The following is a 13,093-nucleotide window of genomic DNA, read 5'->3' on the forward strand; positions in this document are numbered from 1 at the left end:
AGGGCCCCGCATCGGGGCCTTTTTTTTTATTTATGGCTGGCTGGCGGTGGCCTGCACCACGCGGGCCGTTACCAGCAGCTGGCCGGTGTGGCGCGTGGTATGCTCGGCGGCGTGGGTGAGCAGGCCTATCACGGTGCTGGGCAAAGCCTGCCGCCCCACCGGCCGAAACTCCGGCAGCGTAGCTTCATCAGTGGCACGCAGTGTAGTCAGCATCTGCTCCACGGCTTCCTCAAACTGCTGCACCAGCGCGGCGGTGGTAGCGGCGGCATCGTCCGTGGTTTCGGCGGCGAGGTAGCGGAACTGGGCTTCGCTCAGGGGCTGATGGGCGGCGTAGGCCTGCATGCGGCTGAGCACCCCGGCCAGATGGCGCAGATGAAACCCCACCGAGGCCACGCCGGCCGGTCGCACTCCCAGCAGGTGGTCGGGGAAGTCGCGGAGAGCCGCGGCTACTTCGTCGCGGGCCTGCAGCAGGGCGTGGGCCAGGGGCTGAAGCAGCGGGGAGAAGCCCGACAGCGGGCCGCGTAGCCAATGTTCCGGGAGAGAAGCAGGAGAGTTCATACTGGCTGTAACTGCGGAGCCGGCCCGCAGGTTGGGCCGGCAGCCGGGCCCAAGAGCATATTGCTGAAAATCTATATCTTCCGGTAGCTGCTAGTGGTACTCACCTTCTTCCCTACCCGTATGGCCCTCGATCTACTTTCCGATGCGGTAGTTGATACTGTGTCGTTGCCTATTACCAATGCCCGCATCAGCCGCCAGCCCCGGAGCATCGGCACCTCCAGCACCGTTACGGGCCTGGAAGTACGTTTGTCGCGGGTGTTTATCCAGGATAACCGCACGCCCAAGGTGTGGCCGTTTCCAGGCTTCGCCGACGTGTACCTGCTGTTGGTGGTCTTTGATGACCTCACGCCGGAGCCGCGCACGCTCACGCTGTCGGGGTTTGCCCGTATTGATGATGGCGAGGATTTGCCCGTAGACAAAACCGCGTATTTCTGGAAGCAGGCGCCAGAAAACCCCGGGGCGGCTCCGGCCCAGGTGCATGTGCTGCTGTCCGTGATAAAGAGCAAAAAAGGCCTCCGCGACACGGCCGCCATCTTGGCCCAGGCCCGCGACTCCGCCGACTACCGCACCCTCGTGGGGGAAGTAGTTGGGGCCATTGCCAACGCCCCGGCCCGCACCGCCGAAGTGATTCTGCAACTGGCGGCCGTGGTGGGCGGGTTGCTCCAGAACGTGGAAGACAAGCCGCTGTTTACGCAGGTGGTCAGCTTCACCGACATCAACGGCGACTTCGACAACCTGGGCAAAACGCCCATCGTGAAGGGCAACAACAACGTGCAGACGACTCTCACGCTCATCGTGCGCGACCCGGCCCGCGAGCCGGTGGCGTAGCAGGCTGGCCGACTGGCGGTATTCTCCGTCGGGCGGCACTTCCCCTACTTTCCTATGAGCACCTTCTCGCAAGCGTTGCTGGCCGCTCTGGTCAGCGACGCCGTGGTGGCCCTGTTGCTGGGGCTGCTCCTGAAACGGTATTCCGAACAAGTCAGCAATGACGTGCGGACGCAGTATGAGCAGCTGAGTACCGCGTTTCGGGCGCGCTACAGCTGGAAGGAAAAGGCCCTGGCCGAGCTGCTGGCCCCGCTACACATGCAGTTCAACCGCACCGAGCGGGCCTTCCGCCGCTACGCCGCCGGCAACCTATACCTAGAGGCCCGCATCCTGAAGGAAGGCAACGAAGCCATTCGCAACCTGCTGATCGAGAAAGGCTATCTGATACCGCTTGAACTGCTGCCCGACGCCGATGCGCTGATTGAGCATTACGACATCTGGCTGGAGGAATTCGCCCGTATCCGCGACGCTACTCAGCCCGATCTGCGCACCCCTTTTGTGTTTGTGGGGCCGCAGGGCTACCCGTTTCCGCGACCTTCCGCTGACCGGTTCCAAGAAATATACCGCCGGCTTTGGCGCGAAGTGTACGGCGGCGGTGCCTGATTTTTTAGTTGTTTCTGTTGGCCGTGGCCTATCTTTAAGGCCATGCTCCAGCTTTCTCAGCGCGGCGTGGCTCTGCCCGCTTCTCCGTACCGCAAACTCACGCCCTACGCCGATGCCGCCCGCCAGCGCGGCCTAGTGGTGCACCCCCTCAACATCGGCCAGCCCGACATCGAAACCCCGCCGGCCATGCTGGCGGCGGTGCAGCAGGCCAGCATCGGGGTGCTGGAATACAGCCCCACAGCCGGCTACCTCAGCTACCGCCACAAGCTGGCCGACTACTACCAGCGCCTGGGCTTGCCCGTGGTGGCCGACGACGTACTGGTGACGACCGGCGGCAGCGAGGCCATTTCGTTTGCGCTGCTGGGCTGCCTCAACCCCGGCGACGAGTTCATTGTGCCGGAGCCGTTCTACGGGCCTTACACGGCGTTTGCGGTGGCCACTGGCACCCACGTGGTGGCCGTTACGGCCCTCCTGGAAGACAATTTCGCCCTGCCGCCCATTGCGGAATTCGAGCGCAAGATTACGCCCCGCACCAAGGCCATCCTGATCTGTAGCCCCAACAACCCTACCGGCTACGTGTACAGCCGCGCCGAGATGGAGCAGCTCAAGGACCTCTGTTTGCGCCACAACCTCTATCTGCTCTCCGACGAGGCCTACCGCGAGTTCTGCTACGACGGCGAGTACACTAGCGCGCTGCACCTGCAGGGCGCCGACGACCACATCGTACTGCTCGACACCATCTCGAAACGCTACAGCGCCTGCGGGGCGCGCATTGGGGCCATTGTCACGAAGAACCGCGCCCTGCGCGACGTGTTCTTCAAGCTGGCCCAACTGCGGGTGAGCCCGCCGGGCCTGGGCCAGCTGCTGGCCGAAGCCGCCGCCGACCTGCCCGATACCTACTTCGACCATACCAAAGCCGAGTATCTGGCCCGCCGTGACCTGATGCTGCGCCGCCTCCGCCAGATGCCCGGCGTGCAGGTGCCCACGCCCAGCGGCGCCTTCTACGTCATTGCCCACCTGCCTGTAGATGATGCTGACCAGTTTGCGCAGTGGCTGCTCGAAAGCTTCAGCCACCACGGCCAGACGCTGATGATTTCGCCGGCTGCGGGCTTCTACGCTACCCCTGGCCTGGGCCGGCAGCAGGTGCGCATGGCCTACGTGGTTAATCAACAGGCTATCGGCCAGGCCATGGACTGCCTGGCGGCCGCGTTGGAGCAGTACCCCGGCCGCACGCTGGCGTAAGCGCTGTCATTCTACCAGCACGTCATTCCGAGCGGAGCGAGGAATCTCGCGTGCTGACGCCTGAGCAACATTGGAACGTCAGCACGCGAGATTCCTCGCTCCGCTCGGAATGACGTGCTGTTAGTGCTATTGCGTATCTTCTGGGCTGATTATTGCCCTGCCCCGCCCATGAACCGCCTGCTTCCACTTCTGCTGCTGCCCCTGCTCAGTCTGGCCTCGAAACGACCAGATGCCTCGCCCAGCTCCGCCCGCCAGCTCACGCTGCGCATCAACGGCGAGGCCGTGAAGGCCGATACCATCAGCTCCCGGTTTTTCCTGAGCGAAGACCGCGCCCTGCGCCTGAACGTGGTGCGCGCCGACGACCCCGACGGCGAGGGCCTAACCATCATCATCGACCGGTTTCCCATTCAGGCGGGCACCTACAGCTTCCAGGAAATCCTGAGCGGCCGCAACCGCGACGCTTCGTACCGCTTCGGGAAGGTGGCGGCCTACTCGAAATCCTGTGCCCAGAATACCGGCACCGTGGTTATCACCGGCGTGGATGCCGCCCGGCACTGGCTGCGCGGCACTTACCGCTGCCAGGTGTGCGAGGCCGGCCGGGGTGGCCGCCGCTTCGTGCTGGAAGGTGAGTTTCAGTACCCAGTGGAGAAGGAGTAGCCGCATTCTGGCATATTGCAGGCCCAATCCTGCTTTTCTATTCCCTCAATGACACATACTCTCCTCCGCCCCTGCCTGCTGGCCGCCGGCCTGACTTTCGCCACCGCCGCCCAGGCTCAGACGCCCGCCCCTAACCGCTTCATCACCGACAGCCTCGACAGCTACATCCGGCGCGGGATGCAGAAGTGGGACGTACCGGGGCTGGCCGTGGTGGTAGTGAAGGATGGGCAGGTAGTGGTGCAAAAAGGCTACGGCGTGCGGCAGGTGGGCAAGCCCGAGCCCGTGGACGCCAACACGCTGTTCATGATTGCCTCCAACACCAAGCTGTTCACCGGTACGGCCCTGGCCAAGCTCGATGGGGAGAAGAAAATCAACCTCGACGAGCGAGTAACCAAATACCTGCCCGACTTCCGCCTCTACGATTCTACCGCCTCGCGCCTGGTCACGGTGCGCGACCTGATGAGCCACCACTTGGGCTTCAAGACGTTTCAGGGCGACTTCACCTTCTTCAAGTCCAACCTGGAGCGGGCCGAAATTGTGCGCCGCATGCGCCTGATGCAGCCTACCCGCCAGTTCCGCAAAGACTACGGCTACTCCAACTCGGCCTTTGTGGCGGCGGGCGAGGTGATACCGGCCGCCACCGGCGGCACCAGCTGGGAAACCTACGTGCAGCAGAATCTGCTGCAGCCGCTGGGCATGACCAGTACCTTCGTGTCGTCGGCCGGGTTTGGGCAGCGGCCCAACATTGCCTACGCCTACTCCAACACCTTCGGGCCGCTGGCGCGGGTACCGTTTGATAACTGGGACAACATGGCCCCCTGCGCCAGCATGGTTTCCAACGTCACGGACCTGGGCAAGTGGCTCCGCTTCCAGCTGGACAGTGGCCGCTACGAGGGCCGGCAGGTGCTGCCCTGGGCCGCGCTGCGCAAAACCCGCGACGCCAACACCATCATCAGCAGCCGCAAATCGGCCGTGTACCCCATGCACTTCGTCACCTACGGGCTGGGCGTGGAGGCCGCCGACTACAACGGCCGGCAGGTGTTCTGGCACACCGGCGGGGCCTCGGGCGAGGTCAGCAACGTGTGCTTCGTGCCGGAAGCTGGCCTGGGCATTGCCGTACTCACCAACAACGACAACCAAAGCTTCTTCGAGGCCCTGCGCTACCAGCTGCTCGACAGCTACCTGGGCATGCCCTACGTAGACCGCAGCGCCCAGGCCCTAGCCCGCCGCAAGGCCAGCCAAAGCACCGCCCCCGACCCCACGGCCGCCCTGGCCGCCCGCGTGAGCAAAAAGAACAAAGCCCCGCTGCAACTCAGCGCCTACACGGGCGAGTACGAAAACCCGCTGTTCGGCCGCATCCAGATCAGCCAGAAAGGCAAGCAGCTACTCATCACGCTCCCCAACCACCCCGGCCTCACCGCCACTCTCGACTACATGGACGGCCAAGAATTCCGTGCCACCTACTCCGACCTGGTATTTGGCGTGATGCCCGCCAAATTCGTGGTGGCCGATGGCAAGGTGCAAACCGTGGAGCTGCGCGTGAACGACTACGTAGAGGAAGACCCGTACGTGTTTGCGCGCAAGTAAAGCCCTTGTCATTGCGAGCAGAGCGAAGCACCCGAAGGACAGCGCAGCTAATCCTTCCTCTCTGAGAGCGAAACAACCCTAAGCGAAAAGCCCTCCGGCAGTAGAGTAGTACTCTAACGCCGGAGGGCTTTTTACTTAATTCAACGTGTCTGGCACGAGAGGAAGGATTGCTTCGCTCTGCTCGCAACGACAGTTAAATCGTGGACAGGTCCAGTACGAAGCGGTACTTCACGTCGGACTTCATCATCCGCTCGTAGGCTTCGTTGATGTAGTCCATACGAATCACTTCCACGTCGCTCATCACGTTGTGCTCGGCGCAGAAATCCAGCATTTCCTGGGTTTCCTGGATGCCGCCAATCAGCGAGCCGGCAATGCGGCGGCGCTTGGCAATGAGGTTGAAGGCGTGCAGCTGCGGCGCTTCCGGCGGCACACCCAGCAACACCATTGTGCCATCGAGGCGCAGGCTGCCCACGTAGGGCGTCAGGTCCATTGGGGCCGACACGGTGTTGATGATCAGGTCGAAGTAGTTGCGGATACCTTTCATAGCTTCGGCATCCTTGGTAACCACGAATTTGTGAGCACCCAGAGCTTTAGCATCTTCTTCCTTGGAAGGCGAGGTGCTGAGCACGGTTACTTCGCAACCCATGGCGGCGGCGAATTTCACGGCCATGTGACCCAGGCCGCCCAGGCCCATCACGGCTACCCGGTCGCCGGCCTTGGCGTTCCACTGGCGCAGCGGCGACCAGGTGGTGATGCCGGCACACAGCAGCGGCGCCACACGGGCCAGATCCAGCTTCTCGGATACGTGCAGTACGAATTTTTCTGTTACTACAATGCTGTTGGAGTAGCCGCCGTAGGTAGGCTGACCATCTTTGCCCTTGGCATTGTAGGTACCCACGAAGCCATTGTCGCAGTACTGCTCTAGGCCGTCGTTGCACTCGGCGCAGTGCTGGCAGGAGTCCACCATGCAGCCCACACCGGCCAGGTCGCCGGCTTTGAAGCCTTTTACGTGGGCACCCACCTCGGTCACGCGGCCCACGATTTCGTGGCCAGGCACCATGGGGAAGATGGAGCCGCCCCACTCGTCGCGCACCTGGTGCACGTCGGAGTGGCACACGCCACAGAACAGAATTTCAATGCGCACATCGTGCGGGCCGACGTCGCGGCGCTCAAAATCGAAGGGAGCGAGGGGCGCGTTTACCGTGTGAGCGGCGTAGCCTTTGGCTGCAGTCATGGTTTGGTAGGTAAGGAGGTAAGCAGAAAAGTGCGAGAGGATATAACTCTGCGGCGTCGGAAAGGTTTTGCGGCTGGAGCCGCCAACTGGGCCGGGCCTGGACGTCTGTGTGCGGAAAGCCTGCAGAAAAGCTACCTGGAATATGGGGTTGCAGGCATAAGCATGTACATTACGGGCATCTTTGTTCGCTCCCTACCCCACACGATGGCTTCTACTACTCCTTCCTCGTCTATCACTACGGGCCCTAAGCGCAATTCGCTGGGCTTGCGCATCTGGCACTGGGCCAACTCCGGCCTTGTGCTGGCCCAGCTGATGACGATTCTGTTTCTGTTTGTCATCGTGAAGGTGAAAACGCTGGCCCCGGAGTTCAGCAAGGTACTGGCCGAAAAGGGCGTAGACATGGCTCCCGACCAGCTGCGCGGCCTCACGCGCATTGTGGCGCACCGTATCTGGGACTGGCATATCTGGATTGGCATCACCATCTCGGTGCTGCTGGCGTTTCGGGTGCTGGTGAGTTTCCGGCAGCGGGGCGGGCAGCGCACCGCCGCCAAGCTGGCCCGCCTCAAAAGCCGCGTCGCGGCCGGTGAGCCGGGCTCGACCAAAGCCGTGTGGGTGCGCTACAGCTACCGCGCCTTTTATGTGGTGCTGGCCGTGATGGTGGTGACGGGCATGATTCTGGTGTTCGAGGACAACTTCCGCAGCATCGAGCACACAATGAAGGAAATCCACGAATTCTCGATGTACGTGGTGCTGGCTTTCGTGGTGGCGCACATCGTGGGCGTGTTCCGCGCCGAAGTCACCGACGAGCCCGGCATTACGTCGGACATGATACACGGCGGTGAGCCGGTAGAGGAAGCGTAATAGCAGAAAATCTTATCAGAACGTCATGCAGAGGCGCAGCCGAAGCATCTCGCCAGTGGAGTAAACTCATTTACCACACTGGCGAGATGCTTCAGCTGCGCCTCTGCATGACGTGCCAGTTAGGCCTGCCTCACGTGGCTTCATCCAGCTGCTCCTGTGCGCTGGCGTTGGTGGCAGCGGCCTGCACGGGCGGCGCTTCCGAAGCGTCGGGCGAGGTCCAGCCCTTGCGCAGCATCTCCTCCACCTGCTCCTTCAGCCGCCGCACCGACTGCTGCGAGAAGCGCACCTGTAGCATCCGGCCGAACAGTTTGAACCCAACCCAATAAAATGGGTTGCGGATGCGGCCCGTCTGCGACACGGCGTGAATGTGAAAATGCACCCGGCCGGTGGTCAGGTGCTTGTGCACCGTGAAATCAATCTGGCCGCGCTCGAAATGGCCTTCCAGCGTGCGGTAGTTGTAGCCCCACACCTGCTCCCGGCTGCCGTCGGGCAGGGTGCGCGTTTCATCGGTGACGCCGCCGATGCGCACACCAAACCAGAAGCTGAAGAACAGAAACTGCCCCCGCAGCACCATCACGCGCTGCTCCAGCGGCTGGTCGGGCAAGAAGATGCCGGTGATGAGGCCAGGCGGCGGAAATGTGTAGTTGCGCAGCACTTCGCGGGCGGCGGCCCAGGAGCCGTGCGCCTCGGCCGGGCCCGGCGCCTCGGCGGGCAGCTCGGTTTCGTAGTCGTCCACATTCCAGCCGTTGGCGCGGGTGTACTCGCTTAGGCGGGCGTAGTCGAAGTTGTAGCCGGCGGTGGCGTAGGATTCCAGCCGCGCCTTTTGCAGCTCGTAGAGAGGGGCAGGTTTAGGCATCGTGCGTGATTTCAGTGCCGGATTCGTCCTGCCGGATGGTTTCTACTTGCACCGGCCCTAACAGCAGGCCGCCGCTGTAGTCGGCCACACGCTGGCAGAAGGTTTCCCAGGTTTGCTGCTGCACCTTCTTGCCAAAGCCCAGCGTGTCGTAGGTGAAGGCCACCAGCCCGTCGCGGGAGCGGGCTTTGGAGTGGATTTCAAAGCGCAACGTGTCGGGCAGCGTGGCGTGCGGCTTCAGCGAAAAGCAGATGCGGCCAGCCTCGGGGTGGCTTTCCAGGGTGGCCAGCTCGAAGTAATCGGCCCCAATGTCGGTGACGCGCACGTCGCCGTTCCAGGGGCCCAGGATTTTCACCCCAAACTCGTCACCGACACTGAGGCAGTGGGCGGCACCTTTGGACTTCTCGAACTCGGCCAGCAGATCGGGGGAGAAATCGGGCAGGTGGCACTTGATATGGTCAAGCAGCTCGGCGGCCGGCTGGCGGGCGTGCTGCACGTCAACCCAGTAGCGCCGCTCGAAGAAAGCGCCGCTGCCGGTGTGGGCAGGTTGTTCGGGTTTGGACATAAGGATCAGACAGGATAAACGGTCTGTGCTGCTAACGCGGGAGGCCGGGCAGGGGTTGGAAGTGCGCCGTTTCTCCGCTGGGCCGAGGTTGGAGTTGAGAGAAACCTTTTGCTTTACTGCGCGCGAACGTCCTTACACAGCAAAACCATTTGTTTTTGGGCAGGTAGGCATCCTCAGGGCACCAAACCATTTGTTTTCCTCCTCTGAGGCGTCCTCCCGGCCCTAAACCATTTGTTTTGCTGCCCTGAGGTTTCCTCCCGGCCCAAAAACGATTGTTTCATTACTCTGAGGTTTCCTCCCGGCACCAAACCAATTGGTTTGGTGCCGGGAGGTGGTGGCCATCTTTGAGGCGCGGCGGAGGCGCGAATCGGTGTACTTTTGCCGCTCCTATTCCCTTCTGCCTATGCTGCCTGCCCGCTACTCCCGCGTGTTGCTGAATCCTCGTTTTGTGGCTGTGGTCTACACGGTGCTTATTGTCATCGTCACGGCCCAGCACTACCTCAAGGGCAGCATCAACAACTATTACATTTTCGCGAAGCCGTTTTTCAACCTGCTGGAGGGTAAAAACCTCTACCTCGAATATCCGCAGTACTACTACGACACCTACAAGTACAGCCCCACGTTTGCGCTGTTTATGGGCGTGTTTGCGGTGCTGCCCGACTGGCTGGGGCTGCTGGGCTGGAACCTGCTCAACGGCGTGGTGCTCTACACGGCCGGCCGGCGCCTGTTTCCCGACACCAACCGCGGCATGCTGTTTCTGCTGCTGCTGCTGATTGATTCCATGACGGCCTTCCACAACAGCCAGGCCAACTGCCTGCTGGTGGGCCTTATGCTGTGGGTGTATATCAACCTCGAAAACCAGAAAACGGCCTGGGCGGCGCTGTGTCTGATGCTGGCGCTGTTCATTAAAATCTACGGCATCGGTATCGGGCTGCTGTTTCTGTTCTACCCCACGCAGCTGGTGCGCGGCGTGCTGTGGTCGGCGCTGTTTGGGCTGGCGCTGGCGTTTTCGCCGCTGCTGGTCACATCGTGGGCTGACTTTCTGATGATTTATCAGGGCTGGTTTGACATCGTGCGGGCCTCGGCCACGGCGGTGCAGCTCTCGTTGATGGGGCTGCTCGATGCGTGGTTCAACCTGAATGTGCCCAAAGGCCCGGTGCAAGCGGCCGGGCTGCTGCTGCTGCTGCTGCCACTGGTGCACTGGCGCTTCTGGCGCCACCCCGACTACCGCCGCCTCTACGTGTCGGCCATCCTGATTTTCGTGGTGGTGTTCAACCAGATGGCCGAGTCGCCGACGTTTATCATTCCAGTAGCGGGCTTTGTGCTCTGGTGGATGTACTACCGCCGCAGCACGCCGCTGGCGCTGCCGCTGCTGGTGCTGGTGGCGGTGCTCACTACCCTCTCGGCCACCGACCTGTTCCCTTCCTCGGTGCGCGACAACTTCTTCGACCCCTACAAGCTGAAAGTGCTGCCCATGATTCTGGCCTGGGTTCTCATCCAGACCCAACTGCTCTTTTTCCCCCAGTGGCGCGAGCGGCTGGAGGGCGTAGCTGGTGGGTTGATGGAGTAGTGGAATGGCGGATTGAGGAAGTTGGGCGAGAAACTGTCATCCCAAACTCGCGCAGAACCTTGGCCGGTTGCGTACATAGTCCCGTACGACGATTGACAACCGTTACAGCCAGGCACCGTTCTGCGTAAGCGGTTTCCGCTACTACCCCACCATTCCGCCCATCCGCCACCCCACCATATGGCCTACTACCGCCCGCCCGGCCCGCCCGCCGATCCGCTTATCGTCAGGGAGCTGACGCAGCTGCAGGACACGATGCGCGCCGAAGTGCGACAGGAGCCGCTGCTGCGCGAACCCGCCTTCATTGCCGGCTGCGACTCGTCGTTTCCCACGCCCGATACCATCCTGTCGGTATTTGTGGTGTTGCGCTTTCCGTCGTTGGAACTGGTGGAGAAAGTGTACCACACCAGCGCCGTGACGCTGCCTTACATTCCGGGGCTGCTGTCGTTTCGGGAGGCCCCCAACGTGCTGCTGGCCTACGAAAAGCTGCGCCAGAAGCCCGACATCATCATGGTCGACGGCCACGGCATTGCGCACCCGCGTCGCATGGGCATTGCGGCCCACATCGGCGTCATGCTGGATATGCCCACGTTCGGGGTGGCCAAGCAGAAGCTGACCGGTACATTTCAGGAGCCAGCCCCCACCAAAGGCAGCATCAGCCCGCTCACAGACCGGAGCGGCGAGCTGCTGGGCGAAGTCATCCGCAGCAAAGACAAAGTGCTGCCGCTGTTCGTGAGCCCCGGCCACCGCTGCGACCAAGCCACCGCCACCCGCCTCACGCTGGCCTGTCTGCGCGGCTACAAGCTCCCCGAACCTACCCGCCTGGCCGACCATTGGGCCGAGGAGTTCAAGAAGGAGCTGCGGTAGATGGGTTGCGTGAACGGTGTAGAGGCGCAATAGTTGGAGTCTCGTCGTTGCTGATGTTATTCGGGTAGCGCGGCTCCGGGCCGTTCAACGACGAGACGCAAAATATTGCGTCTCTACGCCGTTCAACCAGCCGCCTCCCGCCACCTGTCCGCCAGCTCCGGCAGCGAACCAACCGGGCCGGGCGGCAAGCCAAGCAGACGGGCCACGGCTTCGTACACCACCTGCGGGCCTGCGGCCTCGTGCACAATCCCGCCGTAGCCACCCGCCTGCGTGGATTTTGAGAGCTTCTGGCCATCGGGCGAAAGCAGCAGGTTGTGGTGATGGAACCGGATGCGGGCGGCGTTGAACGGCGCAGTTTCGGGCAACTGCCGGGCCAGCCAGAGCTGGGCGGCGGTGCTGGCCTGCAGGTCGAGGCCGCGCACTAGCAGGTTGGTACCCAGCCGCAGATCATCCACCACCGACGCCAACTGGTAGGCGGCGGCGCCGTCTTTCTTGCGCACCACAAAATCGGGCATCAGGGCGCCCAGCGGCACCGTGGTGGGGCCCTGGGCCGTATCCGGGAAGCTGATTTCGGTGTCGGGCGGCACCTGGGCGCGCCAGGCGGCGGCGGGTGTGTGCAGCGGCACGGTGACGGCGGGCGTGGCGCCGGTGCGGGAGCGGGTGCTAGCTTCCAGCAGGCCGGACACCTGCGCCAGTTGCTGCAGCACGGCCTCGTAGGCGGGCAGCTGGTGGCGCTGCGAGTAGTACTGCTCGAAGTCGGCGGGGCCGCTGGGGCCGGCGTCGTAGTCGACACCCAGCCACTCAATTGTCTGGAAGATGTTGTCGAGGTAGACGGGCCGGAACCGGGCGCGGTCCAGATCGTCGATGCGCAGGTGCAGCGTGCCGCCGGCGTGCCGCGTGAGCAGCCAGGTCAGGGTGAAGTTGACGGCGTTGCCGAGGTGCAAAAAGCCGCTGGGCGTAGGCGCTAGGCGCGATACTATCGGTTCTGAAGGCAGCATAAGTATATTGCAGGGCCGGCAAATTACGGTGCTGTATGCAACTGCGCGGTATTCATTCCTCTCTTCCTATTCTATGATCTTCTCTCTACCCTTCCGCCTACTACCCTTTCGCCTATTGGCCGCTGGCCTGCTGAGCGCCGCCTTGGCTGGCTGCGGCTGCGGTACCGTCGACTGCGACGCCTGCGACCCATTTGCCGACGAGCTGGTGCTGTTCCGCCTTGACGCCGACACGCTGCGCAACGGCTTCCGGCAGGCCGAGGTGGCCTCTGCCTACGTGGTGCGCTACGCCAACCCCGATTTCACCCAGCCCCGCGACACCATCCGGCAGAAGTTCCAGAACATCTACCAGGGCTTCGGCTACTCCAACCGCGACGTGGTGCTCAACCTGCTGTTTGCCGGTAAAATCAGCACGGCGGCGCAGTTTCTGGGCTCCAGCTACCGCATTGTGGTGCCGCTGGCCAACCGCGAGTTCGATGTCAGCAACCTGGAAATCAGCACCGAGGAAGGCACCGGCTGCTGCCCCTGCTCCTACAACACCCGTCGCCGCTACTTCCTCAACAGCCGCCCCGTCACCGCCGACGGCACTTCCTACTCGGGCACGGTGCTGAGCCGGTAGAAGCCGGTCGGACGGCGGCTCTGGTAGCGCGGCTTTTACACAAGCTTGAAGCATACTTAA

Annotated in this window: 14 protein-coding genes; 9 read left to right on the forward strand and 5 right to left on the reverse strand. The window is 62.7% G+C overall.

The features are described from left to right. Nucleotides 1-30: 30 nt before the first annotated feature. Nucleotides 31-558 (reverse strand): DinB family protein, encoded by a 528-nt coding sequence (locus N008_RS04855; RefSeq protein WP_044014174.1) that lies wholly within the window; start codon nucleotides 556-558, stop codon nucleotides 31-33. Nucleotides 559-678: 120 nt separating this feature from the next. Here N008_RS04855 and N008_RS04860 point away from each other — a divergent pair, with 120 nt between their 5' ends. The 5 genes from N008_RS04860 to N008_RS04880 all read left to right on the forward strand — a co-directional run bounded on the left by N008_RS04860 (nucleotide 679) and on the right by N008_RS04880 (nucleotide 5,472). Beyond that, nucleotides 679-1,386 carry a hypothetical protein gene (locus N008_RS04860; RefSeq protein WP_156109021.1) on the forward strand — a complete coding sequence of 236 codons (708 nt, stop codon included), beginning with the start codon at nucleotides 679-681 and terminating at the stop codon, nucleotides 1,384-1,386. A 54-nt stretch (nucleotides 1,387-1,440) separates the two neighbouring features. Further along, entirely contained in the window at nucleotides 1,441-1,986 is a 546-nt protein-coding gene (locus tag N008_RS04865) for a hypothetical protein (RefSeq protein WP_044014177.1), read from the forward strand. Between the two features lie 42 nt (nucleotides 1,987-2,028). Continuing rightward, a complete protein-coding gene (locus N008_RS04870; protein WP_044014179.1) occupies nucleotides 2,029-3,228 on the forward strand; it encodes a pyridoxal phosphate-dependent aminotransferase in 1,200 nt (399 codons plus the stop codon). Between the two features lie 168 nt (nucleotides 3,229-3,396). Next, nucleotides 3,397-3,885: a hypothetical protein gene (locus N008_RS04875; protein WP_044014181.1), complete on the forward strand. Its 489-nt coding sequence runs from the start codon at nucleotides 3,397-3,399 to the stop codon at nucleotides 3,883-3,885. A gap of 48 nt (nucleotides 3,886-3,933) precedes the next feature. After that, the gene (locus tag N008_RS04880; protein WP_052381201.1) at nucleotides 3,934-5,472 is read left to right on the forward strand and encodes a serine hydrolase; all 1,539 of its coding nucleotides are present in this window, start codon (nucleotides 3,934-3,936) and stop codon (nucleotides 5,470-5,472) included. Nucleotides 5,473-5,665: 193 nt separating this feature from the next. On the opposite strand, the gene N008_RS04885 is transcribed toward N008_RS04880, so the two are convergent. Next, a complete protein-coding gene (locus N008_RS04885) occupies nucleotides 5,666-6,706 on the reverse strand; it encodes an NAD(P)-dependent alcohol dehydrogenase (protein ID WP_044014183.1) in 1,041 nt (346 codons plus the stop codon). Nucleotides 6,707-6,910: 204 nt separating this feature from the next. On the opposite strand from N008_RS04885, the gene N008_RS21315 reads away from it, so the two are divergent. Further along, entirely contained in the window at nucleotides 6,911-7,567 is a 657-nt protein-coding gene (locus N008_RS21315; RefSeq protein ID WP_052381202.1) for a cytochrome b/b6 domain-containing protein, read from the forward strand. Between the two features lie 130 nt (nucleotides 7,568-7,697). Here the strand turns inward: N008_RS21315 and N008_RS04895 are convergent, their stop codons facing one another. Then, nucleotides 7,698-8,423: a DUF1990 domain-containing protein gene (locus N008_RS04895; protein WP_044014185.1), complete on the reverse strand. Its 726-nt coding sequence runs from the start codon at nucleotides 8,421-8,423 to the stop codon at nucleotides 7,698-7,700. Next, nucleotides 8,416-8,985: a hypothetical protein gene (locus N008_RS04900; protein WP_044014187.1), complete on the reverse strand. Its 570-nt coding sequence runs from the start codon at nucleotides 8,983-8,985 to the stop codon at nucleotides 8,416-8,418. The genes N008_RS04895 and N008_RS04900 overlap by 8 nt, the downstream gene beginning before the upstream one ends. A 403-nt stretch (nucleotides 8,986-9,388) precedes the next feature. On the opposite strand from N008_RS04900, the gene N008_RS04905 reads away from it, so the two are divergent. Together N008_RS04905 and nfi are read left to right on the forward strand one after the other, a co-directional pair. Next, nucleotides 9,389-10,555, forward strand: coding sequence for a glycosyltransferase family 87 protein (locus N008_RS04905; protein WP_052381203.1), 1,167 nt, complete (start codon nucleotides 9,389-9,391; stop codon nucleotides 10,553-10,555). A 177-nt stretch (nucleotides 10,556-10,732) separates the two neighbouring features. After that, on the forward strand, nucleotides 10,733-11,419 hold the full coding sequence (nfi, locus tag N008_RS04910; protein WP_044014189.1) for a deoxyribonuclease V: 687 nt from the start codon (nucleotides 10,733-10,735) through the stop codon (nucleotides 11,417-11,419). 122 nt (nucleotides 11,420-11,541) lie between these two features. Here nfi and N008_RS04915 read toward each other — a convergent pair whose 3' ends face one another. Continuing rightward, on the reverse strand, nucleotides 11,542-12,417 hold the full coding sequence (locus N008_RS04915) for a glutamate--tRNA ligase family protein (RefSeq protein ID WP_044014191.1): 876 nt from the start codon (nucleotides 12,415-12,417) through the stop codon (nucleotides 11,542-11,544). Nucleotides 12,418-12,490: 73 nt separating this feature from the next. On the opposite strand from N008_RS04915, the gene N008_RS04920 reads away from it, so the two are divergent. Then, nucleotides 12,491-13,033 (forward strand): hypothetical protein, encoded by a 543-nt coding sequence (locus N008_RS04920; protein WP_156109022.1) that lies wholly within the window; start codon nucleotides 12,491-12,493, stop codon nucleotides 13,031-13,033. The last annotated feature ends 60 nt before the right edge of the window (nucleotides 13,034-13,093 follow it).

The sequence above is a fragment of the Hymenobacter sp. APR13 genome, from assembly GCF_000737515.1.
Taxonomy (GTDB): Bacteria; Bacteroidota; Bacteroidia; order Cytophagales; family Hymenobacteraceae; genus Hymenobacter.